We start from the raw sequence: 20,902 nt of genomic DNA, 5'->3' as shown, positions 1-20,902 counted from the left end.
CGGTCGGCTGAGGTGCCGAGCTACAAGCAGAGAGCATACAGAGCATGACCAAGGCCAACAAGTACTTTAAATGCTTCATATTTTTCATTATCCAACAACATCCTTTAAGAACTTAACGAAAAGCTCTACACTCGTATCCAAGCTTTCAATATCCTTATAGTAAACAGAACTATATAAATAAAAAGGACTTCTTATGAAAAAAGCCTTAATAGCAGCAGGTATCGTGACAATGTTAGCTGGCTGTTCGGACAACGAGGTTGGCGACGTCTCACTGGGTTTCTTCACAATGAAGGATATCAAGATGTCTTCATTAGATGACGATAAGATCGCGGGTGTTACCTGTCATATCGCATCAATCGAAGCAAACCTTAGCCTTTCTGATCCAAGTGATAGCTCTATATCTTGTCGTCAAACAGGTGAAATTACACCAGAAATGATTGCTCAAATAGACAAGAGTAAGTCTGGCGAAGTGGTATTCAAGCAATCGAAAAGTATCTTCTTTAAAACAATGAAGGTTCGTCGTATCTACGATGCAGAGAATCAATCGCTACTTTATTTGTCTTACACCACCAAAGAAACGGAAGGCAGTTTCAAACATAGCCTTTCAACTGTTCCACTTTGGGGTACAGAGGCTTACGTTGATCCAGCGACGTTAGTACAGCCAACCGAGTAGTTTCAAACATATAGTTAGTTGAATCACCTGTACAGACATTGTGCAGGTGATTCAAAATGTAATAAAAATGAAAGAAACAGAAACAAAATGTGATATCATGCGGCAAAATTTTTTCACTGTATTTTTCATATGAAGTTTCCTGGACAGCGTAAATCTAAGCACTACTTTCCAACTCACGCACGTGATCCGTTGGTCAACCAAATTCAACAAACGCCTAAGCTTCACCGCGCAACGATTGTGGGTGTTGGCCAAACGATTGTTGACATCGAAGCCCGTGTTGACAACGCGTTCCTAGAAAAATACGAGCTGAGTAAAGGTCACTCACTGGTATTGGAAGAAAGTAAAGCAGATGCGCTGTATGAAGAGTTAGTAGAGCGCGGTTTGATCACGCATCAATACCCTGGCGATACTATTGGCAACACACTGCACAACTATTCCGTACTTGCAGACAGCAAATCTGTCCTGCTTGGCGTAATGTCTAAGAAGATCGAAGTTGGCTCATTTGGTTATCGTTACCTTTGCCGCACTTCTTCTCGTATGAATCTAAACCACCTTCAAACTGTTGATGGTCCAATCGGTCGTTGCTACACGCTTATTTCTGAAGATGGCGAACGTACGTTTGCAATCAATGAAGGCCACATGAACCAACTTCTTCCAGAAAGCATTCCTGAAAAAGTGTTCGAGAAAGCGTCTGCATTGGTTGTGTCGTCATACCTAATGCGTGGCAAACCTGAAGATCCGATGCCAAAAGCGGTACAAAAAGCGATTGAATACGCGAAAGCGCACAATGTGCCTGTTGTACTAACACTTGGTACTAAGTATGTGATCGAAGGCAACGCTGAATGGTGGCAAGAATACCTGAAAGAAAACGTAACTATCGTCGCGATGAACGAAGATGAAGGTGAAGCACTAACGGGTGAAAAAGATCCTCTATTGGCTGCTAACAAGGCACTTGAGTGGGTTGACCTAGTTCTATGTACTGCAGGCCCTATTGGTCTATACATGGCAGGTTACACTGACGAACCAGCGAAACGCGAAACCACACTGCCATTGTTACCGGGTAACATCCCTGAGTTCAATAAATACGAATTCAGCCGTGCGATGCGTAAGCAAGACTGTAAAGACCCAGTAAAAGTGTACTCTCACATTGGCCCTTACCTAGGCGGCCCACTTGAGATTAAGAATACCAATGGCGCTGGCGATGGTGCACTTTCAGCACTACTTCACGACATGGCAGCAAACAGCTACCACCACGTGAATGTACCAAACTCAGAGAAACACGAGCACGCTTGTCTGACGTACTCTTCACTGTCTCAAATTTGTAAGTACGCAAACCGTGTAAGCTACGAAGTGTTGACTCAGCACTCTCCTCGCCTTTCTCGTGCACTGCCTGAACGCGAAGATAGCTTAGAAGAAACATACTGGGATCGTTAATCGGCCATATTAGGTAGTTACCTCTTAGAGGTTAACGCCAAGTGAGATTACCCATTCCTTGAAGGGCTGCTATATGCAGCCCTTTTTGTATTCAACGCCAATATAATTGCAACTGAAGGTAATCAGAACGAATATTTTGCTCGTTTAAGATTTGATCTCGCGCAATGACTCTTTAGATCTGTTATCTTCCAGCACATAATTCGTGTGGTTTGCCTTTACTTGGCAAATTTATACAGTACTATCGCCACGCAAACGTTTACGTACCGCCTTTCGGTTCTGATATAAGGATCAAATATGCTGTCTGATATTGATATTTGTCGCTCTACTCCCCTTAAAAACATCAGTGAGGTTGCCAAGCAAGCTGGCCTGCACCACAACGAACATCAGCCATTAGGGCAATTCAAATCTAAAGTGTCTCTCACGTCACTTGAACGCCTCGCCAACCAACAAGATGGTAAATTAGTCGTAGTCACGGCGATCACACCGACACCTCTTGGTGAAGGCAAAACCGTCACTACTATCGGATTAGCACAAGGCCTCGCAGAGATTAACCAATCTGCAATGGCCTGCATTCGCCAGCCTTCAATGGGTCCGGTATTTGGTGTAAAAGGTGGCGCTGCGGGTGGTGGTTACTCTCAAGTTGCCCCTATGGAACAATTAAACCTGCACCTGACGGGCGATATTCATGCTGTTACGGCCGCTCACAACCTCGCCTCTGCCGCCATTGATGCACGTTTGTATCATGAACAACGGGAAGGCTTAGAGGCGTTTGAAGCGCGTTCTGGCTTAAAAGCCTTGGATATTGACCCAAGCAGAATCGTTTGGCGACGTGTACTTGACCACAATGATCGCGCACTACGCATGATCACGGTTGGCAAGAACGAAGCAGACAAAACAATTAACGGCTTTGAGCGAGAAGATGGATTTGATATCTCAGCTGCTTCAGAGCTAATGGCCATTCTTGCTCTAGCCAATGACCTTCAAGATTTGAGAAAGCGCATCGGACGAGTGGTACTTGCCTACAACAAACAAGGCTTGCCGTTGACCGCAGATGACTTCAACGTTGCAGGCGCAATGACCGTAACCATGAAGGATTCTATTGAACCAACATTGATGCAAACCCTTGAAGGCGTTCCTACCCTAATTCACGCCGGGCCTTTCGCGAACATCGCACATGGTAACTCTTCAATTATTGCCGATAAGATAGCGTTAAAACTGAGTGACTTTGTCGTGACCGAAGGTGGTTTCGGCTCAGATATGGGCTTTGAAAAAGCGTGCAACATAAAAGCAAAAGCGTCGAACAAAAAGCCCGATTGCGCTGTGGTTGTTGCAACATTACGTGGATTAAAGGCCAACTCTGGTTTATACGATTTGAGACCCGGCACTCCATTACCAGATTCAATTTTTAATGATGACCAAGACGCGCTAATTGCAGGCTTTGAGAACCTAAAATGGCACATCAACAACGTTAAGCAATACCAAGTGCCTACAGTTGTTGCGATTAACCGATTCCCACAAGACTCAGCTCAAGAGCTCGATGCATTGAAACAGATGATCACCGACTTCGACTCAAGCGTTAACGTTGAAGTAAGCGAAGCATTTGGTCAAGGTGGCGAAGGCGCGACTCAACTGGCTCACGCTGTAGTCAAAGCTTGCCAAAAACAGAGTGAATTTAAGCCTTTGTATCACTCAGAGCAAAGCCTAGAAGAAAAGCTGATGGCAGTTGCTGAAGTTGGTTATGGCGCGGCAAGTATTTCGGTATCTCCACTGGCTAAAAAACAACTGGCTGAATTCAAACTGCATGGCTATAGCGACCTATCAGTTTGTTTGGCAAAAACACCACTATCGATCTCGACAGAAGCACACGTAAAAGGTGCACCAACCCAATTTGACGTGCCTGTTAGAGAACTAAAATTGTGTGCTGGTGCTGGCTTTATTTACGCGTTGTGCGGCAATGTAATGACCATGCCAGGCTTGCCTGACAAACCGGCGTTCATGTCGTTAGATATTGATAGTAATGGAAATATCGTCGGCCTAAGCTAGCTGCCCTTAGTTAGATAATCGGCAATTAGTCGCGATTAATTTAGCTTAGGTTTCGGAGCAGTGTTCTATATTGAGCAATCATTTACTAACGAAGTGATTGCTCAACAATCAAGCTTAAATGCAAAAAGTTGCACTTAAATCGTAGTTATATGCGAATCTTGTCTTAACTTCTGGGTCAAGATCACATTAAAAACCCTATAATATATATAGTATTGCGCTGATTCTTTGAGGACAGTGATGAATACAAGTATAAAAAAACTAGTCAGCCAATTTCTATGTACCATCTTTGCCCTAGGACTAGTCCCTGCCCTCTACATTAACTCTGAATTTGACAGGGTTGAAGCTCAGCACACGCTAAATATCCAACAGTCCAGCCAGAACCAGATCGAATACAGCTTTCATGAACTCGCTGTTATTGTTGAGCAAATCTCTAACTCTGTTCCGTCAATCGCCGACTCTCAAACACTACTCCGAGCGATTCGAGAACCTTCTATTATCCATAAAGAAACCCTGCAAGATCTTTGGGTGATGTTAGCTCGTGGCCAAAAATACTATTCCCAGCTTCGTTATCTCGATCTAGCCGGCAACGAAGTGTTCCGCGTTAACTACAAAGACGGTCGAGCCACTGTCGTCCCCGAGAACGAACTGCAGAACAAATCTTCTCGAGATTACTACCAGATGCTTCAGAAATTAGAGATTGGCGATGTCAGATCCAGAGGCATTGACCTAGAAATGGAAAATGGAGAAATCATCCACCCGTTAACGCCGGCGCTTCGCATTATGACGCCAGTCGCTGAAGGGAATCGAATTATTGGTTACTTCATTGCAAATCTAAACATGCTAGAGATTTACAACCGCCTTCATTACCAAATTGGAGACTCAGATGCAGTCCCGGTCATTCTAAACAAAACTGGTCATGTCATCATGGGCCCTGACCCAGCTGAATCATTTGGGCATGTGATTGAATCACGTTCAGACAAGACATACGCAAAGCTATACCCAGAGCTTTGGAAAGACATTCAAGACAACTCTTCGTCTAGCTATTTCGATGGTAAGAACTGGTATTTCCACTCGGACATCAGCCCAAAGATAAAGCAGTTTGCAGGCCCTATTTACATGGTTCTTCACATTGAGAATCAGCATTTCAGCAGTCAATACCGACAAGAAAAACAAGCGATTGTCGTTCAGATCATCACCTTGTCTTTCTTGATTTCGATGATCTCCGCTGGCTTTGTATTGTGGAACAGTAACCACAAGAAGAACAGTATCGATAGTCAACTGGCTAAAGCCGCGATGAATGGTATGTCTGCCTTAGTGATTACCGACAGAAACAACCGTATCATCAAGGTAAACCAAGAATTCACCCGTGTTAGTGGCTACGAGTTAGAAGACGTAAAAGGCCGCCAACCATCCATGTTTGCCTCTGGTCGCTACAACGAAGAGTTCTACATCAAGATGTGGAGCATAATCACTAAGACTGGGGTATGGGAAGGCGAAGTGGTCAATCGCCGTAAAGACGGATCTTTGATCACGGAAATATTGCGAATCCAAACCATTAAAGACTCGAAAGACGTGATTCAGTTTTATGTCGCTTCATTTGTGGATATAAGTAAACACAAAGAGCTAGAAAACAAACTGAGAAACCTGAGTGAAAAAGATGCCTTAGCTGGGTGTTGGAACCGCCGTAAATTCGATCTTGAGCTGCGAGATGAGTGCTCTCGTGTTAATCGTTACCCTACTCGCGAACAGTCTTGTTTAGCGATTTTGGACATAGACCACTTCAAACGCATCAACGACAGATTTGGTCACGATTATGGAGATCGCGTCATTCAAACCGTTGCTCAAGTATTACAACGAGAGTGCCGAGAAACTGATTTTGTGGCTCGTATTGGTGGCGAAGAGTTTGGCGTTATTCTGCCTCATACCACAACAGAAGAAGCTGAGTATGTACTTAACAGATTGAGAATCGCAGTCAGTATTGAGCTCGATAACGTGGTGACGGTCAGTGGTGGAATTACCAACCTGACCAACGACCCTGCTCTTAACTACAAGTGCGCCGATTTAGCACTTTATGAAGCCAAAGCAGCAGGTCGAAACAGTGTGTGCCTGTTCCTAGACAGCGAAATGAGCGAAATCGCCTAACAGAAAATCAGTATTGTTCCGCTAGGCTATCAGTTTAGCGGTTTAACAACCCAATCCTTTCAATCAGCTTGGTGCTGGATAGAACTCTAACTTTTTCCCTTCTACCACCAGAATACAATCCATGTTCGCAGCATGAGCAGCCTGCTTACCTAAGTTCGTATCTTCAAACACAACACACTGCTTTGGCTGTAATCCCATACCAAAACACGCATCTAAGAAGGTATCCGGATTTGGTTTGTGATTCTTCACATCTGTTGCTGTCACTAGGATATCCAGCTTGCTCAAAATATCTGTTTTGTCCAACAACTGTTCGGCACTTTTACGTTGACTGCCCGTTCCTACTGCAATCTTCTTGTTACCCAGATGCTCTAACAACAGAGAGTGAGTACAAGGGATAACGTCTCCTTTGTCTTCAATAGCCGCAAACGACGCCATTTTAAACGTAGAAACCGCTTGTGGGTCGAGCGATAAACCGTATTTGCTGTTCACCTCACCGGCTATCTTATAACTCGGCATGCCACCTAAACTATGTAGCCAAGACGCTTCAAAATGAAAACCAAACTCTTCAGCCGTTTGCTGCCACGCCTTTACATGTGCAGGCATTGTATCGATCAACGTACCGTCCATATCAAAGATTAATCCTTCATATGCCGTTAAATCTATTTTCATCACTACTACCACTCTTTAATAAAGTTACTGATACCATAACCAATATTCAGTATCATGGCGCCATATTACCGTTCAAAATGGATGTTTATGTTACAAATATCTAATTCTGTTTCGATTCAAGACTGGGAACTTCAGTTAACAGCGATCAGAGCACAAGGAGCCGGCGGTCAGAACGTCAATAAAGTATCGAGCGCGATACATTTACGTTTTGATATCAAACACTCTACCCTACCTGACTTCTATAAAGAAAAGCTCCTCGCACACAAAGATAGCCGCATCACCAAAGACGGTGTGATTATCATTAAAGCGCAACAGTATAGAACTCAGGAACAAAACCGAGATGATGCTTTAGTGCGCTTGAAAGAATTGATCTTGGAAGCGACAAAGGTTCAAAAAGTAAGACGAGCAACTAAGCCGACGCGTGGCTCTCAGAAAAGACGTTTAGAAAGCAAAAAACAAAGAAGCACCACCAAACAGCTGCGTGGAAGAGTGAGCTGATGGCTTCATGCCCTCAGAGAACACATTACCCTAGAAGTATCTGTCAATTTGACTAACGAATCGATCTATTACGCTGTTTATTTGAAAGAAAGACTACTGCTTCTTTTTGACCGACAAAATCAGCTTGATCAACAACAGGCGCTCTTCGCTGGTCAGCAGACGACTGACCGCAGCTACATCTTCCGCTGTTACTTGTGATGCGCCAACAATATCAAGCACCACATCCAAATCCGTCACTTTTAAGGTTCTAGTGATTGAACGATACTGAGACACCTTGATGTCCGCCTCTCCGCGTTCAATCCTTTGATAGGTTTTTAAGCTCATTCCTGCACTCGAGGCTAACTTTTCTTGAGACAAGTTGGCTTGTTTCCTACGCTCAATCAGCGCCAATATTATGGGTTCTTGTGACATAAGCTCATCCTCAAAAGACAGTTATGTCCTAAATTCCGCAAGAAGCAGACCATATTGACTTGTGATGGTTTACATAAGCCATCAAAGGCATATTATTCGCTTGATAAAACTGTTACGTTTCATAAACCTTCACACTGATATCAGTTGTGAACGTACGGCTAGGTAACTTGAGTATTCAAGTGTTGGGAAATTAGAAAAATTGCAAATTGCGAATAAGAAAGACGTCATATTGGAAATTGCGAATCGTTATAAATTGGCATTTCCTTGCATTAAGCACGCATTAGAAACGGACAATGCCCGCTCCGAAATTATTGCAGTGCAGCATAGGCTACTCACTTACAAAGAAGTGCTGCTGCACGGAAGTATGTTGGAAGAGAAAGAATTGAAGCAGGCCTTTTCTGCTCTGAACCAAAATGAAAAAGGTGTCGCACAAGGCGGTATTCAAAGCATCAACGACGCAGTTAAAGAGATGGATGTGATTGTCGAAAGGTACAGTAGAAAAGCGTCTACTGAATTCTGTGCCTAATCCTCTGAACGGCTTAAACAAACAAAACAAAAACGGCCAGTCATAGTTGAATGACTGGCCGTTTGTTTAGCTAACATGAAGACGTGGGTATCTAACAAGACATCGCTCTTCTAAACCTACCGAGTAACATCAACGCGCCTAGCACGCCAAACGACAAACTGCCTCCACTGCCGCCTGAACCAGATGAAGTCCGTGCATTCACATAAGCCGTTCGCTTAGCTTCTGTTGCTGAAATTTGAACGGTTTCAGAACTATCTATCACACCACCAGTTACATCTGTAATCCAATCTCTGTAGTCATAGATTTCAGTGAATACCGAAGTTACTCTTGAGCTGCCACCACACGTTTCAGGACCAAAGCTGGTAATCCCTACTTGTCTGTAAACCGAACCATCCTTCCAGTAGACAGGACCTCCAGAGTCACCTTGACAAGTGCCACCGTACAAGCCAGAAGTAGCCACATCTCCAACGAAACAAATTTGATTCTCTGTTAACTCATTGCCAGCAGCAAATACCGTTTTACAAGTCGCATTGTCTACATAATTGAGGTTTGCTTTTTGTAGCAAAGTGGTTCCGTCGAAACCAGTGCGTGTATCACCATGGCCCACAGCGGTAAACGCCTCAGAAGAACTGCGATAACCATCCGAACTAGGACGCTTTACAACATCATTGATTGAGTCGATATTCAGTGCGCTTTCTAACTTAAGTATTGCAACGTCATTGCGTAATAGGTCGCTCAACGCATTTGAATAATCGCTGCGATAGTAAACCTCAGATACACGAGCTTTTTGGATGTTACCGTTGGGAAACTGAGAAGTATCTTCAATTTGAGGGACGACAACAGTAAACAACTGCCCTTCTTCATTACCGTATATACAATGCGCTGCGGTTAGAATATGCGTTGGATCTAAAATTGTTGCACCACAGTAAGGGCCTGTTGAATAAACACCGTCATAATCAATACGATCAATGAACAAGCTTGCCATCGAAGGAAATTCCGTGACTGAAGCGTCGCTACCATTCACAATATAGGGTGTTACACCCACATCAGGAGTACTTTCGTCCGTGTTTTCCGTTGCCATAACACTTGATGTGTAAATTAATGGCGCTAAAAGCCCTAAAACGGCTTTACGAACCGGACTCATTGTATGGTTTACGTTCATAGTTAACTCCTTGTAACCCCTACTACTTATTTACAAAAATGATGAATCGTCACCATAACACGTCACAATCGTGATTATAGTAAGTATTTGTAACGATATCGCCACATATCTCATTTTATAAACTAATTTTAAGTAACCGTTGTTAGTGGGTAACGTTAAAAGCAATACGTTACCAAAGACATACGCTACCAAAATAAAAAAGCCTACCGTTAGGCTTCCCAATAAAGAGAAGCAAACAATAGGCTTTCATTTAGCTTAGTGGTTTCTCTTAAAAGAGATTAGCCACGATAGTAACGCTGAGGTACGAATGGCATTTTTTCTACTGTCATTGGTAGCTTCTTGCCACGAACTTCAGCGAATACTTCAGTGCCAATAACCGCTAGGTCAGTACGAACGTAAGCCATAGAAACAGGCTTGCCCGCGTTAGGACCCGCAGTACCACTTGTTACAACGCCAATCTTGTTGTCTTCAGCATCGAACAGCTCAGCGCCTTCACGTACTGGTGCTTTAGTCTGACCAACAAGACCAACACGCTTGCGTTGAACGTCTTTAGTCGCGATTTGCTCAAGGATGATATCAGCGCCAGGGAAACCGCCTGCACGTTCACCGTCAGTACGACGCACTTTTTGGATACCCCATAAAAGGCTAGCTTCTACCGGCGTTGTTGTTGTATCTAGATCGTGACCGTACAGACATAGACCACACTCAAGACGAAGTGAGTCACGAGCACCAAGGCCAATCCACTCTACTTCTGCTTCTGATGTTAGTTTACGAGCAAGTGCTTCAGCGTGATCGTTCGGTACTGAGATTTCATAGCCATCTTCACCTGTGTAACCACTGCGGCTCACGATGCACTCTACGCCGTCGATATCGACTTTTTGAACATCCATGAACAGCATGTCTGCAACGCTTGGTTGGAAACGAGCCAGAACTTCAGACGCTTTCGGGCCTTGAAGTGCTAATAGAGCGCGGTCATCAATCACTTCCATTTCTACATCTGCAGGAAGGTGAGCCGTTAGGTGGTCGATATCTTGTGTTTTACACGCCGCGTTCACAACAACAAATAGGTGATCGCCAAGGTTAGCAACCATAAGATCATCCATGATGCCGCCCTGCTCATTAGTAAAGAACGCGTAGCGCTGCTTACCAGAAGGCAGGTCGATAATATCTACTGGAACCAGAGATTCTAAAACAGCGGCTGCGTTTTCACCGTGTAGACGCAGTTGCCCCATGTGAGAAACATCAAAAAGACCAGCAGCGTCACGAGTGTGTAAGTGCTCTTTCTTTACACCTAGTGGATACTGAACTGGCATGTCGTAGCCAGCAAAAGGAACCATTTTTGCACCGACTTCAACGTGAAGCGCATGCAGAGGTGTTTTTAGTAGGTCTTGATTAGCTTGTTCTTGAGTCATTTTATTCTCCATGAAGCGTTGCAGGCTTTCCAAATCGAATCTGCTGCTTATATCTCTATTTAGAGTCGCCTCTAACGATATGGGTTAACGTTAGAAACAGTAGATAGTAAAAAGTGATGTCTTCTATATAGGCTTTTATTACTAGCGATATAAAAAGAGGCTTCTGTATAAAAGCTATACGACTCACTTTCTAAGAATTCACTTCAGTAAACTTCAATCAACATGAGTAAACCGTGTTCACTATAGTAAACAAGCCTGAGTCAGTTTTACACCCTTAACAAGATTAAAACAGCTCAAAATGTGACATTTAACAATTTAAAAACAATTTTCAATCGCATACAAAAACGCGATATTGATGCTTTTCACACCAATATCGCGTCTTTTGGCAAAAGTTAGAAACAAAAGCAACCGTTTGCATTCACTATAAGAAATTCTAACTTTGTTAACTTATTTTGCAGTCACCCACAAAATCAGTGCATCTTCTGTACTAGTAGAAATCAACATATGCCCCATGTTGGCGTCGTAATACATGCTGTCACCTTCGCTCATGGGTACCGGCTCATAGAATTCTGAGTAGAACATCACATCACCAGAGATCACCATCAAGAACTCTTCACCATCGTGGCGAACCCAATCGTTATACTCTTCAAATGTGCGTGCTCTCACTCGGCTCTTGAACGGCATCATCTTCTTATTCGAAAGTTCTGTCGCCAGCAGTTCATGCTCGTAAGTCGGAGTTGGGTGAGGTTTACCCTGGCCTGCTTTAGTTAAGTCACGACGTCCTGTGGCAACTTTTTTTCTTGGTGGCTCAAAGAGTTGCGGCATATCGATTTGCAAACCCATAGCCAATTTCTGCATCGCTTGGAACGTCGGTGAGATTTGTTCGTTCTCAATTTTACTCAGCGTTGAACGTGCCAAACCAGTGCGTTGGCTCGCCTCTTCTAACGTAATGCCCAGCTTGCTGCGGATATCTTTAATACGCTGGCCGAGCCTAAGTGGTTCGATATTCTGATCTAACGTCTCTTTAGCCAACGTTAAAGATGGGTACTCATCATAAATGTCTTCTGACATAGGTCCCTCATTTATTTCTTACTTCCTGTCTATTGATTTCATTGTTGCATGAAGCGCTTTGTTGATTAAAGAGCACACAGGAAAATAAAGCGTGCTCCCTGTAGCAAAACGAGAAAAACTGTTTCCTATTGGAAATTTTTGTTGAAAATTGATTTTATCGGAGCTATGTTATCGACTTGTTAGATGAAGAGATGCTACTTCAGCTTGCAGCAAGTGATAGATTTAACATTTGTAAGAGCTGTTTTTTACCCGAAATTTTTGGGAACCAATTCGTGCTGCATTGACCCTACAACGATCGCTTTGACGCTATGGTCGTATAAATAAGAAGCAACGCACTATTTATACACCTATATAACGCAAACGATACCGATGCAGAAATCAACGTAAGACCTAATGGACTATAAAAACAATCACCATTAGCTTAATGAAAGGTCTCGACAATGAACGCTTATCAAAACCATAGCTTAGACAGTTTTTTCTCTACGAACCTATCTGCGACTGACGACGCAGTATTTGCTGGAATCCAAGCAGAGAACACTCGTCAAAACGAACAAATCGAACTTATTGCTTCTGAGAACATCGTTTCTAAAGCAGTAATGCAAGCTCAAGGCACTTGCCTTACCAACAAATACGCAGAAGGCTACCCAGGTCGTCGTTACTACGGTGGTTGTGAGCACGTAGATACAGTAGAAGCTATCGCGATTGAACGTGCTAAACAGCTATTCAAGTGTGAATACGCGAACGTACAACCTCACTCAGGTGCTCAAGCGAACGGCGCAGTTAAACTTGCCCTACTTCAACCTGGCGACACTATCCTAGGTATGTCTCTTGACGCTGGTGGTCACCTTACGCACGGTGCACGCCCTGCGCTTTCAGGCAAATGGTTCAACGCAGTTCAATACGGCGTAGACCGCGACACTCTTGAAATCGATTACGAAGCGGTACGCGCTCTCGCTATCGAATGCCAACCTAAAATGATTATTGCAGGTGGTAGTGCTATCCCACGCGTTATCGACTTCGCTAAATTCCGCGAAATCGCTGACGAAGTTGGCGCTATCCTAATGGTAGATATGGCACACATCGCAGGTCTTATCGCGACAGGTGCACACCCTAGCCCACTGCCACACGCGCACGTTGTAACGACAACGACACACAAAACACTTCGTGGCCCACGCGGCGGTATGATTCTGACCAACCACGAAGACATCAATAAAAAGATCAACTCTGCAGTATTCCCAGGCCTACAAGGCGGCCCACTAATGCACGTAATTGCGGCTAAAGCTGTCGCATTTGGCGAAGCACTTGGCCCAGAATTTAATACTTATATTAATTCAGTGATCGATAACGCAAAAGTTCTTGCTGAAGTGTTGCAAACTCGCGGTTGTGACATTGTGACTGGCGGAACGGACACGCACCTAATGCTGGTTGACCTTCGTCCTAAGGGCTTGAAAGGTAACGTAACTGAAGAAGCATTAGAGCGTGCTGGGATCACATGTAACAAAAATGGCATACCATTCGACTCAGAGAAGCCTATGATTACTTCGGGTATTCGTTTAGGTACGCCAGCTGGAACCAGTCGTGGTTTTGGCACTGAAGAATTCAAACTTATCGGTGAATGGATCGGTGATGTTCTTGATGGCTTAGTTGAAAGCCCTGAAGGCAACGCTGAAGTTGAGCAACGTGTTCGCAAGCAAGTTAAAGAGCTTTGCAAACGCTTCCCTCTTTACCGTTAATCCGTTTTTAAGATTTAAATTAAAACCTCATAAATTTTTGGAGAATAAGCAATGGACAATACACTTAAGTTTGCAGACAGCCACGAGTGGGTAAAAGACAACGGTGACGGTACTGTAACTATCGGTATCTCTGAGCACGCTCAAGAGATGCTAGGTGACGTTGTGTTTGTTGACCTGCCTGACACTGAAGACGAAATTGAAGCTGGCGAAAGCTTCTCTCTAGTTGAGTCAGTTAAAGCTGCTTCTGATATCTACGCGCCAATCTCTGGTGAAATCGTAGAAATCAACGAAGAACTAGAAGATAGCCCAGAGCTAATCAACGAAGAACCTTATGAAGGTGGTTGGATTGTTAAAGTGAAGATGTCTGATGCGTCTGAACTAAACAACCTTAAAGATGCGGAAGAATACCTAAGCTCTATCGAAGAAGACTAATAGGTAACCTCATTACGATAAAGCTGCTCTTGTGAGCAGCTTAATTTTAGGGGCTAGCTCACGGCTCCAGAGAGAAAGTAGAACGATATCATGACTGAATTACTTCAAAGCCAATTACTGAAAGACTTGGGTACACAAAACGAGTTTGTTGCTCGTCATAACGGCCCAAATAAAGCAGACCAGCAAAAAATGCTTGAAGCGATCAACGCGACTAGCCTAGACGCACTGATCGACGAAACGGTTCCTGCACAAATCCGTCTTGAAAAACCAATGACACTTGCTGCGCCACTGAGCGAAATGGACATGCTGACCTCTCTAAAAGAGATCGCTAACCTAAACCAAGTGAAACGTACTTTCATTGGCCAAGGCTACTACAACACATTCACTCCAAACGTTATTCTACGTAACGTTTTAGAGAACCCAGGCTGGTACACAGCTTACACACCATACCAACCAGAGATTTCTCAAGGTCGTCTTGAAGCTCTACTGAATTACCAACAAATGGTAATGGACCTTACAGGTATGGAAATCGCGAACGCGTCTCTTCTTGACGAAGCGACAGCGGCTGGCGAAGCAATGACACTGTGTAAGCGTGCTGGTAAAAGCAAGAGCAAAGTATTCTTCGTTGCTGACGATGTTCACCCTCAAACACTAGAAGTTGTTAAAACTCGTGCTGAGTACATCGGTTTTGAAGTAATGGTTGGCGCTCTTGAAACACTTCCAGAGCAAGACGTATTTGGTGCATTAGTTCAATACCCTGGTACAACGGGCGAAGTTCGTGACCTAACAGACATCATTGCGAAAGCTCAAGCAAACAAAACACTGGTAACAGTAGCTACAGACCTACTTGCTTCAGCTCTACTCAAGCCAGCTGGCGAAATGGGCGCAGACGTAGTAATCGGTTCAGCACAACGTTTCGGCGTTCCTATGGGGTACGGCGGTCCACACGCTGCATTCATGGGTACTCGTGAAAAGCATAAGCGTACAATGCCAGGTCGTGTAATCGGTGTTTCTATCGATACTCACGGTAACCAAGCGCTACGTATGGCAATGCAAACTCGTGAGCAACACATCCGCCGCGAGAAAGCGACATCGAACATCTGTACAGCTCAAGCACTTCTAGCAAACATGGCGTCTTTCTACGCGGTTTACCACGGTGCAGAAGGCCTACGTACTATCGCTCGTCGTACACACCACATGACAGCTATCCTAGCGGCTGGCCTGACTAAAGCGGGTTACGAGCTAACAAACAACAGCTTCTTCGATACCATCACAATCAACTCTGAAGAGAAGACAGATGCACTGTACGCGAAAGCACAAGCAGCAAACATCAACTTGCGCCTTCTTAAAGGTAAGATCGGTATCAGCTTAGATGAAACAACCACAGTCGACGACGTGAATGCCCTATTCGCTATCTTCGACGTAAAAGAAGACGTTCAAGCGCTATCTTCTGACATTGCATCAAATGAGTTTGCGGCAATTCCAGAAAACTGTCGTCGTGAATCAGAGTTCCTAACTCACCCAGTGTTCAACACGCACCACAGCGAAACGCAAATGATGCGTTACCTAAAACAGCTTGAGAACAAAGACTTCTCACTAACGCACGGCATGATCCCACTGGGCAGCTGTACGATGAAGCTGAACGCTGCTGCTGAGATGATTCCAGTAACATGGCCTGAGTTTGGTTCAATTCACCCATTCGCACCTCTAGAGCAAGCTGCTGGTTACACGGCACTAGCAAAAGATCTTAAAGAGAAGCTATGTGAAATCACTGGTTACGACGATTTCTCACTACAGCCTAACTCTGGTGCATCTGGCGAATACGCAGGTCTAATCGCAATTCAACGTTACCATGCAAGCCGCGGTGAAGCTCACCGTAACGTTTGTCTGATTCCAAGCTCTGCGCATGGTACTAACCCTGCTACAGCATCAATGGTTTCAATGAAGGTAGTGGTTGTTAAGTGTGATGAAGATGGCAACATCGACATGACAGACCTAGCAGCGAAAATCGAGAAGCACAAAGAAAACCTATCAAGCATCATGATCACTTACCCTTCTACGCACGGCGTATACGAAGAGCAAGTGAAAGAAGTGTGTGAACAAGTTCACGCAGCGGGTGGTCAGGTTTACCTAGACGGCGCGAACATGAACGCTCAAGTAGGTCTAACTTCACCTGGCTTCATCGGTTCAGACGTATCTCACTTGAACCTACACAAAACATTCTGTATTCCACACGGTGGTGGCGGTCCGGGTATGGGTCCTATCGGTGTTAAATCGCACCTAGCACCTTTCCTACCGGGTCACATCGAAAACGGTGTCCAAGGTTCTGACTACGCGGTATCAGCAGCAGATTTAGGTAGTGCTTCAATCCTACCTATCTCTTGGGCTTACATCGCAATGATGGGCGAACCTGGCCTTACGGACGCGACTAAAGTTGCGATTCTAAACGCGAACTACGTGATGGAGAAACTACGTCCTCACTACCCTGTTCTTTACCGTGGCACTAACGGCCGCGTAGCTCACGAATGTATTATCGATATTCGTCCGCTTAAAGAAGACACAGGCATCAGCGAAGAAGATATTGCTAAGCGTCTAATGGACTTCGGTTTCCACGCGCCTACTATGTCTTTCCCAGTAGCTGGCACACTAATGGTTGAGCCAACTGAGTCAGAAGATTTAGAAGAGCTAGACCGTTTCTGTGAAGCGATGATCGCAATCCGTCACGAAATGGCAGCAGTGAAAGCGGGTGAATGGCCACTAGATAACAACCCTCTAGTGAACGCACCGCACACACAAGTTGACCTTTCAGGCGCAGAATGGGATCGCCCTTACTCTCGCGAACTGGCTTGCTTCCCATCGAAAGCAACGAAGAACTCGAAGTACTGGCCAACAGTTAACCGTGTAGACAACGTATACGGCGACCGTAACCTAATCTGTTCTTGCCCAAGCATCGATAACTACGAAGACTAATTTTTGTAGATTTTAGATAAACAAAAGCGAACCACTTGGTTCGCTTTTTTGTTGTCTGAAATTCAACGTCAACAAATGCATTGACCTTACCGTAAGGGAAAGGTTTAAGGTGAAATGAATCCAACGATGAATGAGGAAACAATTATGGGATGTTGCAACAAAGCACCAAAAGGTGGAGCCCCTCTTGGCTTGCTTTTAAAAGTCACGCTTGGGATTGGTCTTTTTGTTTTTCTGCTGGCGTTGTGGCAATAGGAGGTTTACACGCGGCCAGATTTGAAGCTAAGAGATGATGGTATGCAAAGGGTAGATAGCGCCAAGTTGCTGTTGGCGCTAAAGTCGTTTGTTAAGTTAATTTTTCACGGGCTTCGCTAAACTTTTTAATAACTGTGCCGTCAGGGTAACCGGTATCGAGGAAGCCTTGATTCTTTAACTGAAACCATAAAGATAATGCAGCATCTAAGCCAAACTTATTTTCTTCTGGGTCTACGTTTTTCAGGTACACATCTGGTTGTTCAACCAAATCTTCTGGGTACCATCGAACACCATAAGGAAAATGGATGCCGTCTTGGCCAAAGTCTAATAAACATTCACCACTAGCATAACAACTGACCGTTGACGTATCTAGATATAGCCCTCTGACATATACTTGATTTTTCCAGCACATCGCAATACTTGCAGCTATATAGCCTCGTGACTTCCAGTAAGAAAATACCCACCCACTACAGATATAATAACGGAAGTAAGGCTTATTATTGATATGACCTAGAGTCTCTTGAAGAATGAGGACTGATTCTATTCCTCTGTCAATTTTATCAACTGTCAGTAACACTCCTTCAAGATTCTCACTTCCGCATTCTGCTATTAGTCCAGAAAGAAAATCACTAAACTTCTGCGGGTCTTTATAAAAGTTATAAGTCGGGTATACCTCTTTTGATGATCCGTCTAACCAATCTCGGTTTATACCGAATAGCTTACAAGTAGAAGCCAGAACTTCGTTATTTAGCTTTTCAAGAAGATATTCGTCACTACTAACATCATGGAGTGTTAAACCATGCCCGATAATATTAGGAATTTGATTTCTATGAACTCCATGAGCTTCAAAAATACTAACTAGACGAGTAGATAAGAATTCCTGAAGTGTTTTGTCACTCTTTTTGAAAGGCTTGATTACCCTTTCAACTAAAGATAAAAATGACTCAATTTCTCCGAATATCAACTCAACTTCTCCTTATTATCCTAACATTAAGCTTGGTGCTATACGATTTGGCACTACAATCAGCGAAGCGAAAATGCCATACGTTGATGGTCGCACTTTAACGACTTGTTATGTTTTAGAGCCACTATATTTTTTAAGCTTGTCAAAGGATGAAGTATTGGATAATCGCCCCATCATTTGTAAGTTACGCATTATTCGGTCTTTAGGCTCATTAGGGTCAAATACTCGGTGACCGTTATTTACATCATGGTGAATTTGCTCAGCTAACTGCTGACCTTCTGGGGAAGACAAGTTCTCAATGCTATGTATTCTTTCTTGTAAAACTTGTGCTTTGGCGTTGATGCTTGTGTAAAAGACCTCTCGTAATCTCATGCGGGCATCTGACATTTCCACACAAGATTCAAAGAACCTATTAAATGCCGCAAAATCATCTTGAGAGAAATCATTTGCGAACAAGTGTTTATATTTAGACCAGTTATTCTCCGAAAGAACATCTTTCGTTGTAATATCTATCTGATTTCTCTCGAGAATTGACTGAACTACCGACTCAGCATGCCGTATATCCATCACAACAATAGTCGCGGCACTGGCTTTTTCATTTTTCTTGTTTAACCAATAGATAACTAATGCAACACTGCCTACAAGTAGCGTTACAACGCTATTAAGAATACCAAAGTCCAAATTTACACTCCTACTTTAAAAACATAACAGCTATTAGACCGAAAAATGCTGCATTTAACAGAATCTTTCCATCTAGTTCCTTATGCCACCAATTGTACTAGCCTTTGTCTTTCCATAACAATCATTTATACCGCTAGCTTAGTGATTAGCGTGGTAAATATAGAATTTATCGGTCGAGTATGATTCCCAATAAATCATTAACTTACGTGCGTTGGCGCTGTGTTTTGACCTTCAGAACCTATCCGAATATCAAAGCAAGTTAAACTCTATAAATCCAATGCTTGACCCTATACGGTAAGGTGTTTATATTGTCGCCCGCCCAACGGGGCACATCCTAAAATGCACACCGGCCATCCTGCCATCATTCGTGTATTTATATTGGTGTTGTGAACTTCCATGCTAACGAAACTTCGTCCTTTTACTCGTGAATCGGGTGCGCTTATGCATCTTTCGATTCCAATCATTTTGACTCAAATAGCTACCCAAGCGATGGGATTTGTCGATACGACAATGGCTGGCCAAGTAAGTCCTGCCGATCTTGCCGCTATTGCGCTCGGCACCAGCCTTTGGATTCCTGTATTACTGCTACTACGTGGCGTGATTATGGCGTTAACGCCTGTTGTCGCTTACCACCGTGGCGCACGTGACTTTCAAAGTATCTCTGTTGAATTCTTCCAGATGGTTTGGTTGGCATTAATCGCGAGTGTGCTGCTTATCGCTTACTTAGTGAGTGCGAAACCGATCCTAGAATGGATTGGTGTTGCCGCTGAAATCATCCCTATCGGCAGTGACTATGCGTTTGCCCTAGCCTTTGGTGTTCCGGGTATTGCCCTGTTCTACACCTTGAACGGCTTCTGTGAAGGTATGAACAACACCAAAGTGCCGATGATCATTTCGGTAATTGGTTTGCTGATTAACATTCCGGTCAACTACGTGCTTATCTACGGTAAGTTTGGTTTCCCTGAAATGGGTGCTGTTGGCTGTGGCTGGGCAACGAGCTTAGTGTATTGGCTAATGTCGGGAATGCTGTATTCCTACATTAAAGGCCATCATCATTACAAAACCATCATCAGCTTTGCAGACGCTAAGCCAAAAGCAAAAGAGATGCTTCATCTTTTAAGGTTAGGTTTACCTATCGGGATGAACATTGCAGTGTGTGGCAGTATCTTTGCGGTTATCGCACTGATGATTGGTCGTATTGGTGCTGAGAACGTAGCAGCAGCTCAAATTGCACTTAACATTTCCAGCCTAACTTACGTGATTCCTATGAGTATTTCATTTGGTATTACGATTCGTGTTGGACACGCTCTTGGCGAAAAGGACGAACTAGGCGCGATTGAACGTAGCAAAGTCGGTATCTTGGTTGCAGCATTGATTTCATTGCTTTCGGTTGCGATGTTCCTGCTATTCCCAGAGTGGATCATTAGGCTTTACACCACTGACCCTGCGATAAGCGCAACGGCAGCGGTATTGTTGACCTTTACTGCTATGTACCAATTCAGTGATGCATTGCAAACGTCTGCTAACGGCGCACTGCGTGGCTATAAAGATACTAAGATACCAATGATCTTAGCTATCGCTTCATACTGGGGCTTAGCATTACCACTGGGCATGGTATTGGGCCTAACAGACCACATTGTGCCTGCAATGGGTGAAGAAGGCTTCTGGATTGGTATTCTGACGGGATTAAGCGTATCAGCTGCGTTTATGTTGCTTCGCTTGCGATACGTAATTAAGAAGCGTGACTTGCCACCAGCAAGTACTCCATTGTTAAACTAAGATAGACCTATAAGCTAATACAAAAAAGCGCGTTATTGCTACTCGGCAAT

General features: G+C 43.9%; 18 protein-coding genes. 11 read left to right on the top strand and 7 right to left on the bottom strand.

The genetic code is table 11. The annotated features are described in order from the left end of the window. Positions 1-193 precede the first annotated feature (193 nt). The 4 genes from AB4185_RS13680 to AB4185_RS13665 all read left to right on the top strand — a co-directional run bounded on the left by AB4185_RS13680 (position 194) and on the right by AB4185_RS13665 (position 6,292). The gene (locus AB4185_RS13680) at positions 194-673 is read left to right on the top strand and encodes a CreA family protein (protein WP_017064645.1); all 480 of its coding nucleotides are present in this window, start codon (positions 194-196) and stop codon (positions 671-673) included. A 129-nt stretch (positions 674-802) separates the two neighbouring features. After that, on the top strand, positions 803-2,107 hold the full coding sequence (locus AB4185_RS13675) for an inosine/guanosine kinase (RefSeq protein ID WP_372135551.1): 1,305 nt from the start codon (positions 803-805) through the stop codon (positions 2,105-2,107). A 294-nt stretch (positions 2,108-2,401) separates the two neighbouring features. After that, on the top strand, positions 2,402-4,150 hold the full coding sequence (locus AB4185_RS13670; protein ID WP_372135550.1) for a formate--tetrahydrofolate ligase: 1,749 nt from the start codon (positions 2,402-2,404) through the stop codon (positions 4,148-4,150). A gap of 237 nt (positions 4,151-4,387) precedes the next feature. After that, positions 4,388-6,292, top strand: coding sequence for a GGDEF domain-containing protein (locus tag AB4185_RS13665; protein WP_372135549.1), 1,905 nt, complete (start codon positions 4,388-4,390; stop codon positions 6,290-6,292). A gap of 63 nt (positions 6,293-6,355) precedes the next feature. Here the strand turns inward: AB4185_RS13665 and AB4185_RS13660 are convergent, their stop codons facing one another. Beyond that, on the bottom strand, positions 6,356-6,961 hold the full coding sequence (locus AB4185_RS13660; protein ID WP_102331909.1) for a beta-phosphoglucomutase family hydrolase: 606 nt from the start codon (positions 6,959-6,961) through the stop codon (positions 6,356-6,358). A gap of 87 nt (positions 6,962-7,048) precedes the next feature. Between AB4185_RS13660 and arfB the strand changes: the two genes are divergently transcribed. Next, positions 7,049-7,459, top strand: a complete 411-nt coding sequence (gene arfB / locus AB4185_RS13655) for an alternative ribosome rescue aminoacyl-tRNA hydrolase ArfB (protein ID WP_017059842.1) — start codon at positions 7,049-7,051, stop codon at positions 7,457-7,459. A 93-nt stretch (positions 7,460-7,552) separates the two neighbouring features. Here the strand turns inward: arfB and AB4185_RS13650 are convergent, their stop codons facing one another. Beyond that, a complete protein-coding gene (locus AB4185_RS13650; RefSeq protein WP_372135548.1) occupies positions 7,553-7,870 on the bottom strand; it encodes a helix-turn-helix transcriptional regulator in 318 nt (105 codons plus the stop codon). A 199-nt stretch (positions 7,871-8,069) separates the two neighbouring features. Here AB4185_RS13650 and AB4185_RS13645 point away from each other — a divergent pair, with 199 nt between their 5' ends. Continuing rightward, positions 8,070-8,396: a hypothetical protein gene (locus tag AB4185_RS13645; RefSeq protein ID WP_371721399.1), complete on the top strand. Its 327-nt coding sequence runs from the start codon at positions 8,070-8,072 to the stop codon at positions 8,394-8,396. A gap of 91 nt (positions 8,397-8,487) precedes the next feature. On the opposite strand, the gene AB4185_RS13640 is transcribed toward AB4185_RS13645, so the two are convergent. From AB4185_RS13640 to AB4185_RS13630, 3 genes are all read right to left on the bottom strand, one after another. Further along, entirely contained in the window at positions 8,488-9,558 is a 1,071-nt protein-coding gene (locus AB4185_RS13640) for a trypsin-like serine protease (RefSeq protein ID WP_017064650.1), read from the bottom strand. Between the two features lie 278 nt (positions 9,559-9,836). Further along, positions 9,837-10,970 carry a glycine cleavage system aminomethyltransferase GcvT gene (gene gcvT / locus AB4185_RS13635; RefSeq protein ID WP_372135547.1) on the bottom strand — a complete coding sequence of 378 codons (1,134 nt, stop codon included), beginning with the start codon at positions 10,968-10,970 and terminating at the stop codon, positions 9,837-9,839. Between the two features lie 447 nt (positions 10,971-11,417). Then, a complete protein-coding gene (locus AB4185_RS13630) occupies positions 11,418-12,041 on the bottom strand; it encodes a helix-turn-helix domain-containing protein (protein ID WP_017059847.1) in 624 nt (207 codons plus the stop codon). A 440-nt stretch (positions 12,042-12,481) separates the two neighbouring features. Between AB4185_RS13630 and AB4185_RS13625 the strand changes: the two genes are divergently transcribed. From AB4185_RS13625 to AB4185_RS13610, 4 genes are all read left to right on the top strand, one after another. Next, complete coding sequence (locus tag AB4185_RS13625) at positions 12,482-13,774, top strand: serine hydroxymethyltransferase (protein ID WP_008216961.1); 1,293 nt, start codon at positions 12,482-12,484, stop codon at positions 13,772-13,774. Between the two features lie 51 nt (positions 13,775-13,825). Further along, positions 13,826-14,206 carry a glycine cleavage system protein GcvH gene (gcvH, locus tag AB4185_RS13620; RefSeq protein ID WP_017067508.1) on the top strand — a complete coding sequence of 127 codons (381 nt, stop codon included), beginning with the start codon at positions 13,826-13,828 and terminating at the stop codon, positions 14,204-14,206. Positions 14,207-14,296: 90 nt separating this feature from the next. Beyond that, positions 14,297-17,176 carry an aminomethyl-transferring glycine dehydrogenase gene (gene gcvP / locus AB4185_RS13615; protein WP_372135546.1) on the top strand — a complete coding sequence of 960 codons (2,880 nt, stop codon included), beginning with the start codon at positions 14,297-14,299 and terminating at the stop codon, positions 17,174-17,176. 114 nt (positions 17,177-17,290) lie between these two features. Continuing rightward, positions 17,291-17,428 (top strand): hypothetical protein, encoded by a 138-nt coding sequence (locus AB4185_RS13610; protein ID WP_155410747.1) that lies wholly within the window; start codon positions 17,291-17,293, stop codon positions 17,426-17,428. A 91-nt stretch (positions 17,429-17,519) separates the two neighbouring features. Here AB4185_RS13610 and AB4185_RS13605 read toward each other — a convergent pair whose 3' ends face one another. Both AB4185_RS13605 and AB4185_RS13600 read right to left on the bottom strand, forming a co-directional pair. Then, positions 17,520-18,392: a hypothetical protein gene (locus AB4185_RS13605; protein ID WP_371721395.1), complete on the bottom strand. Its 873-nt coding sequence runs from the start codon at positions 18,390-18,392 to the stop codon at positions 17,520-17,522. Between the two features lie 108 nt (positions 18,393-18,500). Then, entirely contained in the window at positions 18,501-19,073 is a 573-nt protein-coding gene (locus tag AB4185_RS13600) for a hypothetical protein (protein ID WP_048608448.1), read from the bottom strand. A 396-nt stretch (positions 19,074-19,469) separates the two neighbouring features. Between AB4185_RS13600 and AB4185_RS13595 the strand changes: the two genes are divergently transcribed. Then, positions 19,470-20,852, top strand: coding sequence for an MATE family efflux transporter (locus AB4185_RS13595; RefSeq protein WP_372135545.1), 1,383 nt, complete (start codon positions 19,470-19,472; stop codon positions 20,850-20,852). Positions 20,853-20,902: the final 50 nt, after the last annotated feature.

This window comes from Vibrio sp. 10N.286.48.F5, assembly GCF_041469785.1.
In the GTDB taxonomy this organism is placed as follows: domain Bacteria; phylum Pseudomonadota; class Gammaproteobacteria; order Enterobacterales; family Vibrionaceae; genus Vibrio; species Vibrio crassostreae_C.
The sequence above is the reverse complement of the archived record's forward strand: the minus strand, read 5'-3'. Positions and strand labels throughout refer to the sequence as shown.

Excerpts from the sequence above, each read along its gene's own strand:
- AB4185_RS13625 (WP_008216961.1), top strand. The coding sequence starts at position 12,482 with ATGAACGCTTATCAAAACCATAGCTTAGACAGTTTTTTCTCTACGAAC.
- AB4185_RS13660 (WP_102331909.1), bottom strand. The coding sequence starts at position 6,961 with ATGAAAATAGATTTAACGGCATATGAAGGATTAATCTTTGATATGGAC.
- AB4185_RS13595 (WP_372135545.1), top strand. The coding sequence starts at position 19,470 with ATGCTAACGAAACTTCGTCCTTTTACTCGTGAATCGGGTGCGCTTATG.
- gcvP (WP_372135546.1), top strand. The coding sequence starts at position 14,297 with ATGACTGAATTACTTCAAAGCCAATTACTGAAAGACTTGGGTACACAA.
- AB4185_RS13670 (WP_372135550.1), top strand. The coding sequence starts at position 2,402 with ATGCTGTCTGATATTGATATTTGTCGCTCTACTCCCCTTAAAAACATC.
- AB4185_RS13680 (WP_017064645.1), top strand. The coding sequence starts at position 194 with ATGAAAAAAGCCTTAATAGCAGCAGGTATCGTGACAATGTTAGCTGGC.
- gcvH (WP_017067508.1), top strand. The coding sequence starts at position 13,826 with ATGGACAATACACTTAAGTTTGCAGACAGCCACGAGTGGGTAAAAGAC.
- AB4185_RS13650 (WP_372135548.1), bottom strand. The coding sequence starts at position 7,870 with ATGTCACAAGAACCCATAATATTGGCGCTGATTGAGCGTAGGAAACAA.
- arfB (WP_017059842.1), top strand. The coding sequence starts at position 7,049 with ATGTTACAAATATCTAATTCTGTTTCGATTCAAGACTGGGAACTTCAG.
- AB4185_RS13630 (WP_017059847.1), bottom strand. The coding sequence starts at position 12,041 with ATGTCAGAAGACATTTATGATGAGTACCCATCTTTAACGTTGGCTAAA.
- gcvT (WP_372135547.1), bottom strand. The coding sequence starts at position 10,970 with ATGACTCAAGAACAAGCTAATCAAGACCTACTAAAAACACCTCTGCAT.
- AB4185_RS13665 (WP_372135549.1), top strand. The coding sequence starts at position 4,388 with ATGAATACAAGTATAAAAAAACTAGTCAGCCAATTTCTATGTACCATC.
- AB4185_RS13675 (WP_372135551.1), top strand. The coding sequence starts at position 803 with ATGAAGTTTCCTGGACAGCGTAAATCTAAGCACTACTTTCCAACTCAC.
- AB4185_RS13610 (WP_155410747.1), top strand. The coding sequence starts at position 17,291 with ATGAATCCAACGATGAATGAGGAAACAATTATGGGATGTTGCAACAAA.
- AB4185_RS13640 (WP_017064650.1), bottom strand. The coding sequence starts at position 9,558 with ATGAACGTAAACCATACAATGAGTCCGGTTCGTAAAGCCGTTTTAGGG.